The organism is Enterococcus sp. DIV0546 (genome assembly GCF_051712785.1).
GTDB lineage: Bacteria > Bacillota > Bacilli > Lactobacillales > Enterococcaceae > Enterococcus > Enterococcus faecalis.
The window spans coordinates 732,537-748,869 of sequence record NZ_JBIOPO010000001.1; the positions used below are offsets into that span (position 1 = coordinate 732,537).

General features: G+C 34.9%; 20 protein-coding genes, 1 tRNA gene, 1 pseudogene and 1 other annotated feature. Of the genes and pseudogenes, 14 read left to right on the plus strand and 8 right to left on the minus strand.

Annotation, left to right across the window (positions count from 1 at the left end):
• The first annotated feature begins 54 nt into the window (after positions 1-54).
• Positions 55-2,223 (plus strand): PTS transporter subunit IIBC, encoded by a 2,169-nt coding sequence (locus IGJ24_RS03510; protein ID WP_002368190.1) that lies wholly within the window; start codon positions 55-57, stop codon positions 2,221-2,223.
• Positions 2,224-2,437: 214 nt separating this feature from the next.
• Positions 2,438-3,262 carry a maltose 6'-phosphate phosphatase gene (gene mapP, locus IGJ24_RS03515; protein WP_129194093.1) on the plus strand — a complete coding sequence of 275 codons (825 nt, stop codon included), beginning with the start codon at positions 2,438-2,440 and terminating at the stop codon, positions 3,260-3,262.
• A 59-nt stretch (positions 3,263-3,321) separates the two neighbouring features.
• On the opposite strand, the gene proC is transcribed toward mapP, so the two are convergent.
• Positions 3,322-4,137 carry a pyrroline-5-carboxylate reductase gene (proC, locus tag IGJ24_RS03520; RefSeq protein WP_129194094.1) on the minus strand — a complete coding sequence of 272 codons (816 nt, stop codon included), beginning with the start codon at positions 4,135-4,137 and terminating at the stop codon, positions 3,322-3,324.
• Between the two features lie 126 nt (positions 4,138-4,263).
• On the opposite strand from proC, the gene IGJ24_RS03525 reads away from it, so the two are divergent.
• From IGJ24_RS03525 to IGJ24_RS03535, 3 genes are read left to right on the plus strand one after another with little or no spacing between them, the layout of a single operon-like run.
• Entirely contained in the window at positions 4,264-5,226 is a 963-nt protein-coding gene (locus tag IGJ24_RS03525; RefSeq protein WP_061100746.1) for a helix-turn-helix domain-containing protein, read from the plus strand.
• Positions 5,207-5,506, plus strand: a complete 300-nt coding sequence (locus IGJ24_RS03530; protein WP_002395680.1) for a hypothetical protein — start codon at positions 5,207-5,209, stop codon at positions 5,504-5,506. Before IGJ24_RS03525 ends, IGJ24_RS03530 begins: the two co-directional genes overlap by 20 nt.
• Positions 5,499-5,813: a nucleotide pyrophosphohydrolase gene (locus tag IGJ24_RS03535; protein WP_002363321.1), complete on the plus strand. Its 315-nt coding sequence runs from the start codon at positions 5,499-5,501 to the stop codon at positions 5,811-5,813. Before IGJ24_RS03530 ends, IGJ24_RS03535 begins: the two co-directional genes overlap by 8 nt.
• A gap of 159 nt (positions 5,814-5,972) precedes the next feature.
• Here the strand turns inward: IGJ24_RS03535 and IGJ24_RS03540 are convergent, their stop codons facing one another.
• The 5 genes from IGJ24_RS03540 to IGJ24_RS03560 all read right to left on the minus strand — a co-directional run bounded on the left by IGJ24_RS03540 (position 5,973) and on the right by IGJ24_RS03560 (position 9,262).
• On the minus strand, positions 5,973-6,653 hold the full coding sequence (locus tag IGJ24_RS03540) for a peptide ABC transporter permease (protein ID WP_164980838.1): 681 nt from the start codon (positions 6,651-6,653) through the stop codon (positions 5,973-5,975).
• 37 nt (positions 6,654-6,690) lie between these two features.
• Positions 6,691-7,332, minus strand: coding sequence for an ATP-binding cassette domain-containing protein (locus IGJ24_RS03545; RefSeq protein ID WP_002385078.1), 642 nt, complete (start codon positions 7,330-7,332; stop codon positions 6,691-6,693).
• Between the two features lies 1 nt (position 7,333).
• Entirely contained in the window at positions 7,334-8,086 is a 753-nt protein-coding gene (locus tag IGJ24_RS03550) for a hypothetical protein (protein WP_241689676.1), read from the minus strand.
• Positions 8,070-9,026 (minus strand): YydG family radical SAM peptide epimerase, encoded by a 957-nt coding sequence (locus IGJ24_RS03555; protein ID WP_002378121.1) that lies wholly within the window; start codon positions 9,024-9,026, stop codon positions 8,070-8,072. Before IGJ24_RS03555 ends, IGJ24_RS03550 begins: the two co-directional genes overlap by 17 nt.
• A gap of 86 nt (positions 9,027-9,112) precedes the next feature.
• Positions 9,113-9,262, minus strand: a complete 150-nt coding sequence (locus IGJ24_RS03560) for an epipeptide YydF family RiPP (RefSeq protein WP_002383388.1) — start codon at positions 9,260-9,262, stop codon at positions 9,113-9,115.
• Positions 9,263-9,625: 363 nt separating this feature from the next.
• Between IGJ24_RS03560 and IGJ24_RS03565 the strand changes: the two are divergent.
• The 3 genes and pseudogenes from IGJ24_RS03565 to IGJ24_RS03575 form a co-directional block, all read left to right on the plus strand.
• Positions 9,626-9,826 (plus strand): annotated as a pseudogene (locus IGJ24_RS03565) (MerR family transcriptional regulator); the annotation flags it as partial.
• Positions 9,827-9,970: 144 nt separating this feature from the next.
• A complete protein-coding gene (locus IGJ24_RS03570; protein ID WP_002370677.1) occupies positions 9,971-10,402 on the plus strand; it encodes a VOC family protein in 432 nt (143 codons plus the stop codon).
• A 500-nt stretch (positions 10,403-10,902) separates the two neighbouring features.
• Positions 10,903-11,712, plus strand: coding sequence for a hypothetical protein (locus IGJ24_RS03575; RefSeq protein ID WP_289865468.1), 810 nt, complete (start codon positions 10,903-10,905; stop codon positions 11,710-11,712).
• An 87-nt stretch (positions 11,713-11,799) separates the two neighbouring features.
• On the opposite strand, the gene IGJ24_RS03580 is transcribed toward IGJ24_RS03575, so the two are convergent.
• Positions 11,800-11,873 (minus strand) — tRNA-Arg (locus IGJ24_RS03580).
• Positions 11,874-12,045: 172 nt separating this feature from the next.
• Positions 12,046-12,121: a sequence feature (ribosomal protein L21 leader region), on the plus strand.
• A gap of 19 nt (positions 12,122-12,140) precedes the next feature.
• On the opposite strand from IGJ24_RS03580, the gene rplU reads away from it, so the two are divergent.
• The 4 genes from rplU to psiE all read left to right on the plus strand — a co-directional run bounded on the left by rplU (position 12,141) and on the right by psiE (position 13,782).
• Positions 12,141-12,449 carry a 50S ribosomal protein L21 gene (rplU, locus tag IGJ24_RS03585; RefSeq protein ID WP_002355866.1) on the plus strand — a complete coding sequence of 103 codons (309 nt, stop codon included), beginning with the start codon at positions 12,141-12,143 and terminating at the stop codon, positions 12,447-12,449.
• Positions 12,450-12,481: 32 nt separating this feature from the next.
• Positions 12,482-12,826 carry a ribosomal-processing cysteine protease Prp gene (locus IGJ24_RS03590; RefSeq protein WP_002355867.1) on the plus strand — a complete coding sequence of 115 codons (345 nt, stop codon included), beginning with the start codon at positions 12,482-12,484 and terminating at the stop codon, positions 12,824-12,826.
• A gap of 12 nt (positions 12,827-12,838) precedes the next feature.
• Complete coding sequence (gene rpmA, locus IGJ24_RS03595) at positions 12,839-13,126, plus strand: 50S ribosomal protein L27 (protein WP_002355868.1); 288 nt, start codon at positions 12,839-12,841, stop codon at positions 13,124-13,126.
• A 203-nt stretch (positions 13,127-13,329) separates the two neighbouring features.
• Positions 13,330-13,782: a phosphate-starvation-inducible protein PsiE gene (gene psiE / locus IGJ24_RS03600; protein WP_002355869.1), complete on the plus strand. Its 453-nt coding sequence runs from the start codon at positions 13,330-13,332 to the stop codon at positions 13,780-13,782.
• A 70-nt stretch (positions 13,783-13,852) separates the two neighbouring features.
• On the opposite strand, the gene IGJ24_RS03605 is transcribed toward psiE, so the two are convergent.
• Positions 13,853-14,668, minus strand: coding sequence for a metallophosphoesterase (locus IGJ24_RS03605; protein WP_002363393.1), 816 nt, complete (start codon positions 14,666-14,668; stop codon positions 13,853-13,855).
• A 171-nt stretch (positions 14,669-14,839) separates the two neighbouring features.
• On the opposite strand from IGJ24_RS03605, the gene IGJ24_RS03610 reads away from it, so the two are divergent.
• Complete coding sequence (locus IGJ24_RS03610; RefSeq protein WP_002391500.1) at positions 14,840-15,904, plus strand: M24 family metallopeptidase; 1,065 nt, start codon at positions 14,840-14,842, stop codon at positions 15,902-15,904.
• Positions 15,905-15,917: 13 nt separating this feature from the next.
• The gene (locus tag IGJ24_RS03615; protein ID WP_002355872.1) at positions 15,918-16,238 is read left to right on the plus strand and encodes a MazG nucleotide pyrophosphohydrolase domain-containing protein; all 321 of its coding nucleotides are present in this window, start codon (positions 15,918-15,920) and stop codon (positions 16,236-16,238) included.
• Positions 16,239-16,333: the final 95 nt, after the last annotated feature.

Here is a 16,333-nt window from a genome sequence, read left to right on the forward strand (position 1 = left end):
ACAGGAGTATATAATGGCAACATAACGAAACCGATTGCGTAAGGAGTGGCAGGAATGAAAAAAATGTTTAGTTTTGAGTTTTGGCAAAAATTCGGGAAAGCTTTAATGGTCGTTGTGGCAGTAATGCCCGCAGCGGGTTTAATGATTAGTATTGGGAAATCGCTTCCCTTAATCGATCCTAATTTAGGCTTGTTAGTAACAACAGGCGGAGTTCTGGAGAGTATCGGTTGGGCAATTATTGGCAACTTACATTTACTATTTGCGTTAGCAATAGGTGGCAGTTGGGCCAAAGATCGTGCAGGTGGCGCATTTGCAGCGGGGATTTCTTTTGTTTTAATCAACCGTATTACTGGAGCCATTTTTGGTGTAACAAATGAAATGTTGGCTGATGAACAAGCTTTCACGCATACCTTATTTGGCACCAAGATTATGGTGAAGGGATTCTTTACAAGTGTCTTAGAAGCTCCGGCATTAAATATGGGTGTTTTTGTAGGGATTATTGCTGGTTTTGTCGGTGCGATGGCTTACAACAAGTATTACAATTATCGGAAATTACCAGATGCGCTATCATTTTTTAATGGTAAACGGTTTGTCCCATTTGTCGTTATTTTGTGGTCAACAATTGTCTCAATTGCATTAGCACTTATTTGGCCAAATATTCAAGCGGGAATTAATAATTTTGGGTTATGGATTGCGCAATCTCAAGACAGTGCACCTATTTTAGCGCCATTCTTATATGGAACGTTGGAACGTTTGTTATTACCTTTTGGGTTACATCATATGTTGACGATTCCAATCAACTATACACAATTAGGTGGAACGTATGAAATTTTATCTGGCGCACAAGCTGGAACCCAAGTCTTTGGTCAAGATCCTTTATGGTTGGCTTGGGCAACAGACTTAGTGAATCTTAAAGGCGCTGGTGATATGAGCAAGTATCAGTTTGTCTTAGAAAATTGGACACCAGCTCGATTCAAAGTAGGCCAAATGATTGGTTCTTCAGGGATTTTAATGGGGATGGCTTTGGCGATGTATCGTAATGTCGATGCAGATAAAAAAGCTAAATATAAATCAATGTATTTTTCTGCTGCTTTAGCTGTTTTCTTAACTGGTGTGACAGAGCCGCTAGAATTCATGTTTATGTTTGCTGCAGTGCCGCTTTATGTGATTTATGCCGTGATCCAAGGTGCTGCTTTTGCAATGGCTGATATTTTACCATTGCGTGTGCATTCGTTTGGAAATATTGAATTGTTAACAAGAACACCGCTAGCAATAAAAGCTGGTTTAGGTGGCGATTTAATCAATTTTGTTTTAATGGTCATCATTTTTGGTGTTGTCACTTATTTCTTAGCGAATTTCTTAATTAAAAAATTTAATTACGCAACACCTGGAAGAAATGGAAACTATGACAATGATAACGGCGAAGAAATCGCATCTGGCGCGGCTGGTTCAGGCGTTGTCGATCAGCAAATCGCGCAAATTGTCTACTTACTTGGCGGTAAACAAAATATCAAAGAAGTTGATGCGTGTATGACACGCTTACGTGTCAGTGTAAAGGATCGAGAAAAAGTCGGTTCGGAAGAGGCGTGGAAACGGGCAGGTGCAATGGGCTTGATTGTGAAAGATAATGGCGTTCAAGCCGTTTATGGACCAAAAGCCGATGTTTTAAAATCCGATATTGAAGATTTATTAGCTTCCGGCGTTGACATTCCAGAACCAGTTATAGCAGAAAGTACAGCAGGAGTGCCAACAACGAATTTCTTAGGCAAGAAAAAAGATTTCGTGGCTGTAGCGACAGGGGAAGTTATTCCAATGGCGCAAGTCAATGATCCTGTCTTTTCACAAAAAATGATGGGGGATGGATTTGCAGTTAAGCCTCTAGAAGGAGAGGTGGTGGCACCAATTTCGGGGAAAGTCCTAAGTGTTTTCCCAAGCAAACATGCGATTGGGCTACAAACAGAAGAAGGTATTGAAGTACTTGTCCATATGGGAATTGATACAGTTGAAATGGCAACACCTGCTTTTGAATCTTTTGTTAAAGAAGGACAATCATTGAAAGCTGGGACGAAACTAGCTAAAATGAACTTGGATGTGATTGAACAAGCTGGCAAAGAAACAACGATTATTGTCGCTTTTACAAACAGCGACAAAGTGGAACAAGTAGTTATTAATCAACTAGGAACCACCACTGCGGGAACTGTGATCGGACAGATTGAAATTTAAATGATTAGGTATGAGGTCGGGACAGAACCGTTTAACTCCGAGAAATAAGAAGGAATTTCCGGAAATTGCTTTTTAATTTTTGGATAATTTCGGCTTATTTCCGAAGGAGTTGGTTCTGTTCCCGCCGTTTATCAGGTTTTGCGCGTGAAGCAAAAATCCAAAGTGATTTTTGTCCCACTCACAGACCTAATAACATGTAAGAGAAGGGGAAAAGATGAATCTTTTAACAATCAATACTCATAGCTGGTTAGAAGAAGAACCATTAAAAAAATTAGAGGAGATTGCCAAGGTGATTTTATCTTCTGAAAGTGAAATAATTGCCTTACAAGAAGTGAATCAGAAAGTCGCTTCCAAGAAAGTGCCGTTAGAACAGTTAACTACTTTTTGTCCCATAGCGACCCAAACGCCGATCCATGAAGATAATTTTGCATATCTAATCGTTCAATATCTAGCTGAAAAAGGCCAATACTATTATTGGAGTTGGGAAATGAGCCACGTTGGTTACGCTATTTATGAAGAAGGGAACGCACTACTTTCGAAATGTCCGTTGACTAGTGAAGCTCTCCTTATTTCAGAAAGCCAAGAACCAACGAATTATCGAACAAGAAAAATCTTAGTAGCGGAGACAGAGAGTTCAAAAGGTACGCTTACTGTTGTCTCTGGTCACTTTTCTTGGTGGGAAACACCCTGTACAGGTTTTGCCTATGAATGGCTACAATTAGAGAAATACTTAGCGATGGGGCAACAACCGTTAGTCATTTTAGGCGATTTAAACAACCCAGCTGGTACAACTGGCTATCAATTAGTGGAAAATAGTTACTTGCCGATTCAAGATGCATTTGTTGTAGCGGAAGAGATAAGCGGTGAAGCTACAGTAGAGAAAAAAATAGATGGCTGGGAAGAAAATGAAGCAGCCTTGCGGATTGACTACGCATTTGTTCCAAAACAGTGGCACGTACGAAAATATGAAGTAATTTTTGATGGTAGGAAAACACCGATAGTCAGTGATCATTTTGGCTTACTCATTCAACTAAAATAAGAAAAAGCGCTGAATTTTCAGCGCTTTTTCTTATTTATTCGCTCATGTAACTATTCTTCTCAGTCTTGTTTGGCTAATTCTTGATCCCGAAGGATGGTGGCCTCAATCCCTTTGATGACTGTTGAAATAAACGCATTGTTTTCTAATTCGACAATCCCAGCAACCGTGGTTCCACCAGGAGAACTGACTTGGTCGATTAAAGTCCAAGGATTCTCTGTGCTATTTGCCAAAGTTTGAGTGCTGCCTAGTACAGCTTGTGTGGCAATTTCTAAGGCTAACTCTTTGTTCATACCATTTTTAACGGCTGCTCGGGCAATCGAATCAATAAATAAGAAAGCATACGCAGGAGTGCTACCTGCAATAGCAGTAAAAATCGAAAAATACTGTTCCTCTAATTCCCAGGCTTGGCCAACTGCTCGAAACAACGATAAAACAGTCTGGATGTCTTCAGTGGATGTAAAGGCATTGCCACAAACAGCGGCTGCACCTGCGCCAATCAATGCATTCATATTGGGCATCACACGAACAAGACGAAGCGGTTGGGTAGTCTCAAACAGTTGATACAATTCTGCAATAGTCGTACCTGCTGCAATGGAAACAATTAGCGGTTGCTTGTCTAAAATTGCTTCTTTAGCTTCAAGTAAAGCTGCTTGAACGAATTGTGGTTTCACCGCTAAAATAACTAAGTCAGCTACTGCAATAGCTTCTTGTGGTGATGCAACCGCATGTGCACCAATTTCTTTTGCAAAAACGGCGGTTTTTTCGACTTGAATATCATAAAAATAAAGGTTTTCTGCGGCAATAAATTGCTTTTTTAGCGCACCTTTGGCAATGGCGGATGCCATATTTCCAGCACCGATAAAACTAATTTTCATAAAAAATTCCTCCTAAAAACTGTTGAATCTCTTTTTTCGTGTTACCATGTATCTAGTATAGAAGGAAACGCCAAAGAAAAAAATAGAGGGAGTAAAGTAAAAAGTGTTTGATTATGAGGTGATTAATTGGCAAGCAAAGAAGAGCAATATGCAGCATTTTATCAGTTTTTAGAGACCTTAGATTGTTATTTAACCACTACTAATGCTCTTGGGAATGAAGTAGCGCAATTTAAGGAAAATCCACATCGAGAAATTGCGGGCTTTATGCTGGCATCTTCGGAAACCATTGACGTTCCGAAAGGATTTATTCGGATGCTGTATTGTTTAGAGCAAGACGGCTATGCTTATTTGGATCAACAAAGGTGTTCGTTTTCGGCTGGCCAAGTCATGATTGTCAATGAGGCCACCTCTGTTAGCTATCAGGGGCAAGGAATGTCTATGATTATATTTTATTTTAAAAAGCACTATTTTCTTGATACGCTCTTAAATCAGCTGGCGGAAGAGCCAGTCATGTATCGTTTTTTTACAGAAATTGCTAGCAGTGAATTTGAAAACATTCCTCGATATTTCGTTTTTGCCAGCCAGCCAAATTCGGATGTTCACGTCTATTCGCTATTATTACTGAAACAAATTGTGAAAATGGCCTATTTTAATAATAAAGTGACCAAAGCGGCCTTTATTTTGCTGATGGTGGAACTAGGTCAACTGCCTAGAGAAGCTTTAAAGATGCAAGATAATTATTTGTCGAATCATCAACGTGTTGAGGTGATTTTAGCGTATATTGAACAACAGATTGCACATGTCACTTTAGCAGAAGTCGCCGCTAAATTTCATTTTCATCCGAATTACTTATCGAATTTTTTAAAAGAAAAAACAAACAAAACGTTTACGGAAATTGTCTTAGCCTACCGAATCCAATTGGCGAAAAACTACTTGAAGCAAACAGATTTATCGATTCAAACGATTGTTGAACGAATCGGCTATCAAGACAAAGCCTTTTTTTATAAACGTTTTAAAGAAGAAATGGGCATGACCCCAAAACAATATAGACAGAAAGAAGGAATGGCAGATGTACGAAGAAATCTTTGAAGAATTTCAGTTAACTGTAGTAGAATTACCAATCGAATTCGTTGATGATTTGCCTGTCTATCGCGGACACTTAAAAGAATTAACGTTTCTTTCAGCGGAAGCCTCTTCACGAAAAAAACTTTACCAACAGCTTTTACAGGCTTATTTGTTGTATAGAGAAGAGAATCAAGCAGTTGTTGAAGAGGAAGAAATAACTTCCTCGTTATTGTCTACAGAGCAGTTATTAAAATACTATGATGGTGAAACGTTCGATGGGTTTCAGTTGCCATCAAATGAATAAGAAAGCAGGAGAACAGATGGATACAATGGCAAAAATTAATCAATTTCGAGATGAAAGAAATTGGCGCCCCCACCATAATGAAAAAGATTTGGCGCTCTCAATTTGTTTAGAAGCAGCAGAATTGTTAGAACTTTTTCAATGGAAAACAGCAGAAGAAGGCATCAAACAAGAAGAACGAATCAAAGAAGAATTGGCTGATGTTCTCATTTACTCCTACATGATGGCTGATAATTTAGGGTTTGATTTGGACGAAATTATCGAAGAAAAGTTGAAGAAAAATGCGGTGAAATATCCAGTGCCACACTAAGAAGCTTGTATTTTGATTACACGCCCCAAAGTTTAGAAAAATATCAGTTTGGGGCGTATCAAAATTGATGCTTTTTTAGTTTCAACTAGTTGTATTTTATTTGATTTAATCTATTGTCTCGAATAAGTAGATGAATCCTATCTGCGAAGTGGGTGTCGTTTATATTCCTAGTCTTAGCCAACGTTTATTATTTACCCTTGCAATAGCCAGCGCGATGATTGTTAGAACTATAATATACAAGATAATCAATAAATTGTGGTCAAAACTAATTGAGTTTTCTGAGCCTTCTAAAAAATTCTGGACGTTTAGATATAATTCGTTTGAAGCATCAAATATTGCAAAAAAACGTAAAAATCCACCAACTGCAACAAAAAGTACTGTTGTAATCCAATAGAGTATGCTAAAACCGATAGATAAAAGAACGTTAGCAGATAAAAAACTGATCAACGCAACAATTAAAATATACTGAATTGAAATCATCGATAATAAAAAAAACATTTGTAGAATTACAGAAAAATCCATAAAAATAAAGGAAACGATAAATAACAGAACTAGAATACTGCCTAGGGTCTCTACCGTAAGTGTCAAAACTTTTCTTATATAAAAAGTAAGGCTATTGGTATTCATCATACGATAAAATAAAATTGTTTTTCCTGAGTACTCTTTATTAATAAAGAAAGAGACTAGAAACGAAAACATTAGAAAGCCAAATTGTGTAAATACAGTATATGTACTAAATAAGTATTCTCGGTAACTTAACCTAGTTACTTTATCGATGCCAATAGGTAGAATCCATCCCATTGCAAAGATTGCAACGATAATTGCAATTAAAATAATCATTATTTTGTTGGAAATCGTTTTTTTTAATTCCAAAATTTCACCCCTCAATATACTTCTGAATAACTTCAGTTTGATTAGTAAAACGAATCATTTTGAAATCTTCAATTAAGTAATAGTTGCCTTTTAAATTTTTTAAATCTGATAAATTGTGTGTGATGTTTAGAATAATTTTTTTAGGATGATTTTTTATATATGCAAGTAGAAATAGATAGATTTCATTAATTGTCTGTTTATCTAAGGCGTTGGTAATTTCATCTAATACAATAATTGATTTATCTTCCAGAAAAAAAGAAAGTAATTTTAGTTTTTGTTTTTGTCCATCACTTAATTGTCCAATTAAGGAAGTTTTAGAAATATTTGTAGCGTGCAAAGAATGAGCCAAGTGTGCGACTGAATCTAAACCAAATCTTTTCTCTAGAAGAATAAATAATTCGCAGACTTTTAAATCGTTAGGGACATTAGAAAAGCTTGAAATAATCGTAACATTTTTACTTATTTCAGAAGGGATTAAACCACTTCGGTTTAACAATAAATCCTTAGCAAATTGTGATTTCCCTACACCGTTTTTCCCTAAGATATGATTAATCACCCCTTTTCTAAATGAAACTTTTGTATGTTCTAAAAGTAATTTATTATTTATTTTCAATGTGTAATCATTTAGTTCTAACAACTTAGTCACCTCACACAAACCAACTAATGACTGTTTCAATGACCAATAACAAACTAATTGCTTGTATTAGCTTTACAATCAAGTGATTTTTTCTTTTATTTTCTAATTCATCTACACTGAATAACGTGATTAAAACTTTATAACCATCAGAGTTTAACACAGGAACTAGATTCCATAACAACGCATATGAAAAAAAAATGAATGAACTGTCGAGTATTTTATTTTTTAAAAATAAGAGATTGATGACCTGAATAAAGTTAATGGTTAGATAATTTGTAATTAATCCAGCTAAATGAACTATTATTTTTTCGTTTTTTGAAATAAGATAAATTTCATTCATTTCAACATAGATTGCTGGAAAAATATAATAATTCATCTTAAATCCAATTTTTTGATGTTTTTTTCCAATGTAGTTTAAAGATTTTATATGCCCTAATTCATGTATAAAAATATTCAAAGAAAGATAGAAAAATAGGAAGACATAGGCAAGGTGTAGATTAGCGGATATTGATTGTATTTTTGTATCAGAATGGTTTAAAAGAATCACATTTATAAAAAGAAGAAAAATAAAGAACGTGATGATTGATGCGAACTTGATTACAGTCACCTTAGGAGTATATTCGTTTAGTGATTCTTGTATACTTTTTGGTAAATTTTTCAATTCGCTTTTTAAATATACATTATTTTCTTTATCTTTAATAAATACGGAATTTTCAACAAAAACCTCATATTTTTCATCTGTATATTTATAACATTTGCTCATAATATTTCCTCATATATGGCGTAAGTAATTTAATGTTATTTTCTGTTTTAAACAATTGACGACAAATACTACAGATAGATGAAAATTCTTTATTAATTTTTATATGAGAAAATTCATTATTATTTGAAACTATATTGATGAACCAACTGAAACCTTCTCTTCTCATGATATATAATAACAAATTTGAGTTCATTTTTGTTATTGTTTTATCAAAATCCTGATATAATTCATCGTTCAAAATTAGTGCAGTATCAAAAATAGCAGGTGAACAGCAAGGGTAAACATTACCATTAAAATGATAGACTGGTTCAAAACCTGGACATTTTAGTTGATTAGGATGACTTAGTGAATAAATATTTTGAAATTCATCATCATTTATATTTTTGGCTTCTCCTACAGGAATTAAAGGGAATTTAGTCACAGGTATTCCTAAAATAGCTTCTCCTAAATCGTGGATTATTTTATCTCCTGTACTATTTTTACTAACAGCTATATTTACAGTGATTTGAATATCGGGATATTTTCTACTTTCTATTAAAATATTTCTTATGTAGTCAGTTTTAATAAATTTTGAGTGAAAATCATCATGGCTTATTGAAAGGTTCGTAACTCCCATTCTATTCATATCTAAAAAATATTTTTTTACTGTTTCAATTTCTCTTCCCCAAAAACCGTTAGAAATTAAAGTACTGATTTTTCCAGAGGAATTAACTATTTTTAATAGGCTATATAAAAAGGGATAATTTAAAAATATTTCTCCACCAGTAAAAGAGATAGTTTTTATTTTTGGATTGTTTGAAAAATTCTCTACTAAGTTGATCACTTCGTTTTTATCTAATGCTTCTTTTTTTGTAGGTGAACAAGAGAAACAGCAATGCTCGCAAGAAGCATTACATCTTGCACCTAAATTCACAACAACACTTTCATACAAAAGATTCACACCTTCTTTCATTAATATCTAATAAAACTGAACAGCTTTCACTTAGAAAGCTGTTCAGTTTTATTTTGTTAATGCACTCACTGGATTTATTTTCCTGAACCAGCAATCCAAGCGCCACCTTTGGATTTCACAAAATACCATAAGTCATTGATTTTTGCTAATTTTTCAGATTTTTCAACCAATTCTTTCATTTCCAATTCTTTCATAATAATATCTCCTTTATAATTATTCCACATAAGTGGTATTTAAATGTTAGCAAATTTTTTTTGATATGTAAAGGTGAATTTGCTTTTAAAATAGAGATTAAACCGTTTTTCTAAAAAACATATTTATTAATTTATATATTTTTAGTTTATATTTTTTAATTCATATAAAAAACATAAATATAAAATGATATTAAAATATAATAAGTGGTGAAGTAGAAATTAATGCTTAAAAGAAGACTTCAAATATCTTAGCTCCATAATGATAAGTTTGTTTAATTTACGGTTATAGCTAGTGTAAATATATAGAATATATGGTATAGAAACTTTTTCATTGACTTTCACATGGTGTCAAGGTTTATGATAAGAATATCAATTGAATGAAAAGGAGACTCTATGTATCAAATTGGGCAATTTGCCAAGTTAATGGATATTTCCCCACGGATGCTGCGTCATTATGAAAAAGCAGGAATTTTTGTTCCAAATGAAATTGATAAAAAAACAGGATATCGCTATTATAGCGCACATCAAATTCCTTTATTGAAACAAATTTTACTGTTAAGAGATTCAGGGTTTAAAGTTGAAGAGATGGCAGAAACTTTGAGAAAACTTAAGGATGCTTCTTTTTTGGAAACTATTTTGTTAAGAAAACGAGATCAATCGCGACATTTAATTCAAATGGAGGAGCAAAAGATTAAAAAAATTAATCAACAGTTAGTAGCTTTGAAGGAGGAAAAACAAATGATTAAAGGGACAGAAATCGATTTTATTGTTAGTGATAGCCTTAAGGCGCTTGCCTTATATAAAAAGGTGTTTGAAATAGAGGTAGTGGAAGCAACCGAATACCCTATCGGAATGAATGAAGCGGTTTTTCAACTTTATGGCACGAGGTTTCACATGTTAGATGCCAATGAAGAATATGGTTTAAAATCACCAACCCAAGAACATCCCAATACTATCTGGTTTAATATAACAGTAGAAAATATTGAAGAGACACATCAACTGGCAATGGAAAACGGTTGTCAAGAAGTACAGCCTATTACTGAAATGATGGAAGGAGCGCTCAAAAATTCATTGTTTATTGATCCGTATGGGTACATGTGGATGCTCCACCAAATCTATCAAGAGTTGAGTTTTGATGAGCGGATTGAGATTTTAGAAAACGAGCTGTAAAAATCAATATTCTTGTGTTTGTTTAACTAGTTATCTGAAAAGAACGTAACGTTTGTCAACTAAGCGTTACGTTCTTTTTTATGCGTGTTAACAGAAATTAGTTAAAAAGATAGAGATTTGAACGTCTATATTCGGTATACTAACTATTAAGAAAATAAATTTTTAATACAAAAAAATTTATTTAGCTCTGTGGAAAATCAGAGCTAGAACATTCGGTAGGAGTGGAAGGGAGAAAAAATCAGTGTATGGGAAAAATAAAGTAGGGATAGAATTACAAATGAGCGTGGGGGAGTATCGAAAAATAAAAGTAAAAAGTATTGTAATGAAGAATTTAGTTTATCTAGCTGTTCTTTTAATAGGGATCTATTTGTGAATGAGTTTCTTAAAACGATTTGAAAGGACTTATTCAGCTCCAACAGACGATGTCGTAGTAAAAATTAATCAAAATCATCTTTTTGTTTCAGATAATGCACAAATTTTGAACGAAGAAGTCATTAATAATGTACAAAAAATTAATCAAGAACTTAGTAATAGGTGAAGTGTATTGGGAAAAAGTTCCAGAAACGAAACTGCCTGCGTGTCGGATTAGTGGAATTAATGATAACTTAATACCTGCTTGCCTAAAAATTATTTTGTTTCCTCTTTCGATTTTATTAAAACATCCTTTTTTGGTATCGGCGACTCTGATTATTTATGTTCAAGTTAGTTTATCAGAGCAGTCGTTTCCTTCGACAGTTTTCACACTAATCACAGAGATTCTGACATTTTTAGAAGACGAAGACTCTTTAGTACCCATGGTTAGTCTGGTCTATTTTTTGATTCCGGTCTTTTTCTTATTTGGTTATATAAAATCAATAGGTGTTGGCTTACAAAATAGATTGCACCTGGATTCTATGATCCGTAGGTTTTTAAAAGATATCCAGCAAGTAAGTTCAGAAAAATCAAAATCATTAAAACAATTAGCAAACGATTTAGACAACCAGCAATATAAAATTGAAAAAAAATTATTGCGGAAAAAAATTAGAGAAAAAAAGATTACCAACAAAAAAGCTTCAAAATCCTTCTACCCGATAAGATTTATTAAGACTACGTATCCTGAATACTATGATATGCGTTTTGCTTATGGAAATGTGTCTATTGCTAAATTTCTAGCAAGTTCACGTTCTGACAGGCAACTAAAAAAGACTAGTATGTATGCGAATCGTCATGATTGGTGGGTTACAAGCAACGAGGGTTCTTCTGATGATGGCTACAGTGACAGTTTCGGAGGTGGTAGTTTTGGTGGAGGTGGAGGTACTTCAAGTTGGTAGAAAGTTAAACTAGGTTAGGATGAACTTGGAATAACAAAAGCGCCTCTTAGAAACCCTTGTTTCTAAGAGGCGCTTTTGTTATCGTTACGTCACAGGAGGGATTCGAACCCCCGACCGTCCGCTTAGAAGGCGGATGCTCTATCCTGCTGAGCTACTATGACAATAGTTGTAACACAACAAAGCTAATTATAATGGAAGTAGTGTTAGAAAGTCAATCGGAAATTTAAATAACAGAAGAAGTTTTTTTGGAGAGAGAAAGTGAAGAAAATAGAGAGTTTATATTGACGAGGTTTTCTGGTTCTGTTATTATAGTTAGTGTTGTAATTGTGGTCTCCACAGCTACAACCGCACAGAACAAGTTTTTAAGCATGAGTAATCATCACTTGGGATGGCGAGTCTAAGTCTAGAAGAAGGAGGTGCTGTATAGCATGTACGCAATTATCAAAACTGGTGGTAAACAAGTGAAAGTTGAAGTAGGTCAAGCAATCTACGTTGAAAAATTAAACGTTGAGGCTGGCGAGAAAGTTGTTTTTGACGAAGTTATCTTAGTAGGTGGCGAATCTACAAAAGTTGGTGCGCCAACTGTTGCAGGCGCAACTGTTGAAGGAACTGTTGAAAAACACGGCAAACAAAAGAAAGTCGTGACTTTCCAATACAAACCTAAAAAACACTCTCACCGTAAACAAGGTCACCGTCAACCGTATACAAAAGTTATGATCGAAGCAATCAACGCTTAATCTCTCTTGTTGACAGGAAAGAAGGCCTATCAATGATTAAAGGTTCTTTTAAACGAACAGGCTCCGGCCGAATCGTTTCATTCGAATTAACCGGGCATGCTGAAGCGGGTCCTTATGGCAGCGATGTGGTTTGCGCGGCAGTTTCTGCCTTAGCAATCAGCACAGTCAATGGGATTGATGCCTTAGCAGGTTTTGAACCGATTGTGGAAGTTGATGATGTAGAAGGTGGCTACCTTTATGTCGAGATGTTAACTACTGTCAATCAGGAACAAAAAAATATTGCCCAAATTCTATTAGAAAATCTTTTATTAGGTTTACAATCAATAGAGAACGAAAATACTGAATTTATTCAAATAAAAACAATCACTGAGAAATAGGAGGTGCAGACTATGTTATTGACTATGAATTTACAATTATTTGCCCATAAAAAAGGTGGCGGTTCTACATCAAACGGCCGTGACTCTGAATCTAAACGATTAGGCGCTAAAAGTGCTGATGGCCAAACAGTTACAGGTGGTTCAATTTTATACCGTCAACGCGGAACTAAAATTTATCCAGGTGTAAACGTTGGAATCGGTGGCGACGATACGTTATTTGCAAAAGTTGACGGTGTGGTACGTTTCGAACGTAAAGGCCGCGACAAAAAACAAGTATCAGTTTATCCAGTAGCTAACTAATACGATTAAAAAGCTGAATCTCCGGATTCAGCTTTTTTTGTCTTGCATAAAGGAAAGGGTTAGACGGAAATAAATGAAGATCTCAAAATAAAAAAAATCTCACATTGGGTTTAACTGCTTGTCTGACAAGGTTAATTGATGATATATTTAATGTAATAACAAGCATGTTATAAAATAATTGAGTCAAAAGAAAGAAGGGTATTATGCAGAAGAATTTTAGTGTAGTAAAGAAGTACGTGAATTTGATTTTGGATATTGTATTAGGGATTTTAGGAGTTTTCTTATTAGTATTTATGGCTAGTTATTTAGTTGACCTCGCTACATATCTCATGAAGCCAATGACGCCGGATAATTTTTCAGTTATCATGCAAGAAATTATTTCATTCTTTATGTTATTTGAGTTTATTATGATGATTCTTCGCTATATTCAAGAAGGACACCATATTCCGATTCGTTATTTGATTTTAATTTGTTTAACCGCAATTTTACGTCAATTAATGGTTGCACATGGCGATGGCTTGCAGACCTTATTGTTATCTTTATCAATTCTTTTACTAGTGGTTGTGCTATTTATTCTCGGGTTAAATGGCAGCAAATTTTATACGCTAGGAAAAGCGAAAGTAGAAGAAGATCACGAGCAAGATTTTCATCATTAATCGAACATAATCAAAGACCGTCCAACGTGAGAATTTTTCTCTAACGTGGGGCGGTCTTTTTAATGCATAGTTAAATAGTTAACTCAATCAGTTCAATTGTTGGTAAGACACCAAAGCGTGCGCTGATTTTAGTGGTTCCGATTCCTGGGTGAACAATTAGCGGCGTTTCATCTTCTAAATGATAAAGCCCATGTGTATATTTTTTGGCAAGCTGATTTTTGTAAGTGAAAAAAGGCAAGCGAATCTGTCCGCCGTGACTATGTCCTGCTAAAATGAGGTCAATGTTTTTGTTGACTGCTGAGTCTGCGACATCTGGCTCATGGGTTAGTAGCAGAGTGGGCGTTCCAGTAGGGCGGTTGACTAAAGCTGCAGCTAAGTCGGTTTGTCCATATAACGAATCTTCTAAACCAGCGACGTACAAGGAGATGCGGTGTGAGACAGGCAGTAATTTGCCCGTGTTTTTTAGTACGGTAAAGTCGGCAGCTTCTAAGATTGTTTCGTAAAAATTGGTATCTAACCCGCTATACTCGTGGTTGCCATAAATAGCGAATTTGCCATAAGGGGCGTTAATTTTACGGAAAAGTTGACTCACTTCATCCTGAATTTCGATACCGAAACGGGCATAATCATCAAATAAGTCTCCTGTAAAAACGACTATGTCTGGTTGTAATGTATTTGTTTTTTCAACAATCTGTTTTAAGGCCTTCACAGAATAATTCTTTTTTAAATGAATATCAGAGAGTTGAACAATCCGTAAGGTTTTCCCTGATTCTGTTACTTTAATTTGATTTTTGTGTATGACTAAGCATTTAGGTTCAATAAAAAAACTATAGCTTAAAATGCCGATAATAATGAAAAATAGTGCCAGAAATAAATAAACGTTCATAATTTCCTCCTTGAAGTCGCTAAATTAGTTTACTACAAAAGTGTTAAGCAAAAAATAAGGAAAGGTAAAATTTTCAGTAAACTTTCTCGATGAAGTTTTTTGGTGATTCATGCTTTTCTGAAGCAAATTTGCTATAATGAAAAATGAGAAAAAAGAAAGAAGGTCGAACCAATGATGGCAAGAGTCGAAAAGCTACGGGAGTTAATGAAAGAAAATAATTTACAAGGATTTTTAGTGACAAGTCCGTATAATTTACGTTATTTAACCAATTTTACTGGGACAACAGGCTTGGCAATGATTACATTAGATAAAGCTTTTTTTGTAACGGATTTTCGTTATACGGAACAAGCTGCGGAACAAGCAACTGGTTTTACTATCGTTAAAAACACAGGACATATTTTTGACGAAGTAGCAGATTTAGCTGAACGTTTGCAATTAGATAATTTAGCTTTTGAAGAAACGCAAGTTAGTTTCGCTGATTATAGCTTATTGGAAGAAATTTTACCATGTGAATTAGTTCCTGTAATGGGTTTGATTGAAGAATTAAGAGAAGTGAAAGATGAAGAAGAAGTAGCGATTATTGAAAAAGCGTGTGCCATCGCGGATCAAGGATTTGCCTTTGTCTTAGAGATGATTAAACCTGGAATGACAGAGATTGAAGTGGCTAATCAATTAGATTTCTTCATGCGTTCAAAAGGAGCCAGTGGTGTTTCTTTTGAGACAATTGTGGCCAGCGGTCTACGTTCGGCGATGCCACATGGCGTTGCTAGCCATAAAGTCATCGAAAAAGGTGAGTTAATCACTTTAGATTTCGGTTGTTATTATGAAGGCTATGTTTCTGATATGACACGGACATTTGCTATTGGTAGTATTCAGCCAAAACTAAAAGAAATTTATGATATTGTTTTAGAAGCACAATTAAAAGTGTTAGCAGAAGCTAAACCTGGGTTGACGGGCATTCAATTAGATGCGATTGCACGGGATCATATTGCTTCCTATGGCTATGGCGATGCGTTTGGCCACAGTACTGGTCATGGCATTGGATTAGAAATTCATGAAGGACCAAATGTTTCATTCCGAGCAGATAAACAGTTTGTACCAGGGAATGTGATTACGGACGAACCTGGAATTTATTTGCCAGGAATTGGTGGCGTGCGTATTGAGGACGATTTATTAATTACTGCTGAAGGTAATCGTGTATTAACACATGCGCCAAAAGAATTAATCATTTTATAAAGGTTGGGAGAACATGGATATCCAAGAGTATCAGCGGTTTATTAGCGCGTTTTATAAAAAACGTAACTGGTATCAATATGATCCGTTTATTCGTTCCAACTTTTTAACAGAAGAAGTCGGCGAAGTGTGTCGAGCCATTCGGACAATTGAAATTGGCCGTGATCGACCGGATGAAACAGTTTTGGCGGATGAAGAGAATCTGGAAAACTTAACGGAAGAGTTAGGCGATGTGTTGGATAATTTATTTATTCTAGCGGATAAATATGACATCTCTTTAGAAATGATTATGCAAAAGCATCGGACGAAACTAATGGAACGTTATCCTGAAGAATAAAGACGTAAAAATAAGAAAGCCAAAATTACTTGGTCTTTCTTATTTTTACGTCTAAAGGCTTGAATTAGAAATTTATGACAAGAAATTATCTGTTC

Bases quoted from the DNA above. Each gene is read 5' to 3' on its own strand.
- psiE (WP_002355869.1), top strand. From the start codon at position 13,330: ATGCAGAAGAATTTTAGTGTAGTAAAGAAGTACGTGAATTTGATTTTG.
- IGJ24_RS03590 (WP_002355867.1), top strand. From the start codon at position 12,482: ATGATTAAAGGTTCTTTTAAACGAACAGGCTCCGGCCGAATCGTTTCA.
- IGJ24_RS03575 (WP_289865468.1), top strand. From the start codon at position 10,903: ATGTACAAAAAATTAATCAAGAACTTAGTAATAGGTGAAGTGTATTGG.
- IGJ24_RS03605 (WP_002363393.1), bottom strand. From the start codon at position 14,668: ATGAACGTTTATTTATTTCTGGCACTATTTTTCATTATTATCGGCATT.
- IGJ24_RS03560 (WP_002383388.1), bottom strand. From the start codon at position 9,262: ATGTGGAATAATTATAAAGGAGATATTATTATGAAAGAATTGGAAATG.
- IGJ24_RS03550 (WP_241689676.1), bottom strand. From the start codon at position 8,086: ATGAGCAAATGTTATAAATATACAGATGAAAAATATGAGGTTTTTGTT.
- IGJ24_RS03570 (WP_002370677.1), top strand. From the start codon at position 9,971: ATGATTAAAGGGACAGAAATCGATTTTATTGTTAGTGATAGCCTTAAG.
- IGJ24_RS03530 (WP_002395680.1), top strand. From the start codon at position 5,207: ATGTACGAAGAAATCTTTGAAGAATTTCAGTTAACTGTAGTAGAATTA.
- rplU (WP_002355866.1), top strand. From the start codon at position 12,141: ATGTACGCAATTATCAAAACTGGTGGTAAACAAGTGAAAGTTGAAGTA.
- IGJ24_RS03535 (WP_002363321.1), top strand. From the start codon at position 5,499: ATGAATAAGAAAGCAGGAGAACAGATGGATACAATGGCAAAAATTAAT.
- mapP (WP_129194093.1), top strand. From the start codon at position 2,438: ATGAATCTTTTAACAATCAATACTCATAGCTGGTTAGAAGAAGAACCA.
- IGJ24_RS03615 (WP_002355872.1), top strand. From the start codon at position 15,918: ATGGATATCCAAGAGTATCAGCGGTTTATTAGCGCGTTTTATAAAAAA.
- IGJ24_RS03540 (WP_164980838.1), bottom strand. From the start codon at position 6,653: ATGATTATTTTAATTGCAATTATCGTTGCAATCTTTGCAATGGGATGG.
- proC (WP_129194094.1), bottom strand. From the start codon at position 4,137: ATGAAAATTAGTTTTATCGGTGCTGGAAATATGGCATCCGCCATTGCC.
- IGJ24_RS03610 (WP_002391500.1), top strand. From the start codon at position 14,840: ATGATGGCAAGAGTCGAAAAGCTACGGGAGTTAATGAAAGAAAATAAT.
- rpmA (WP_002355868.1), top strand. From the start codon at position 12,839: ATGTTATTGACTATGAATTTACAATTATTTGCCCATAAAAAAGGTGGC.
- IGJ24_RS03510 (WP_002368190.1), top strand. From the start codon at position 55: ATGAAAAAAATGTTTAGTTTTGAGTTTTGGCAAAAATTCGGGAAAGCT.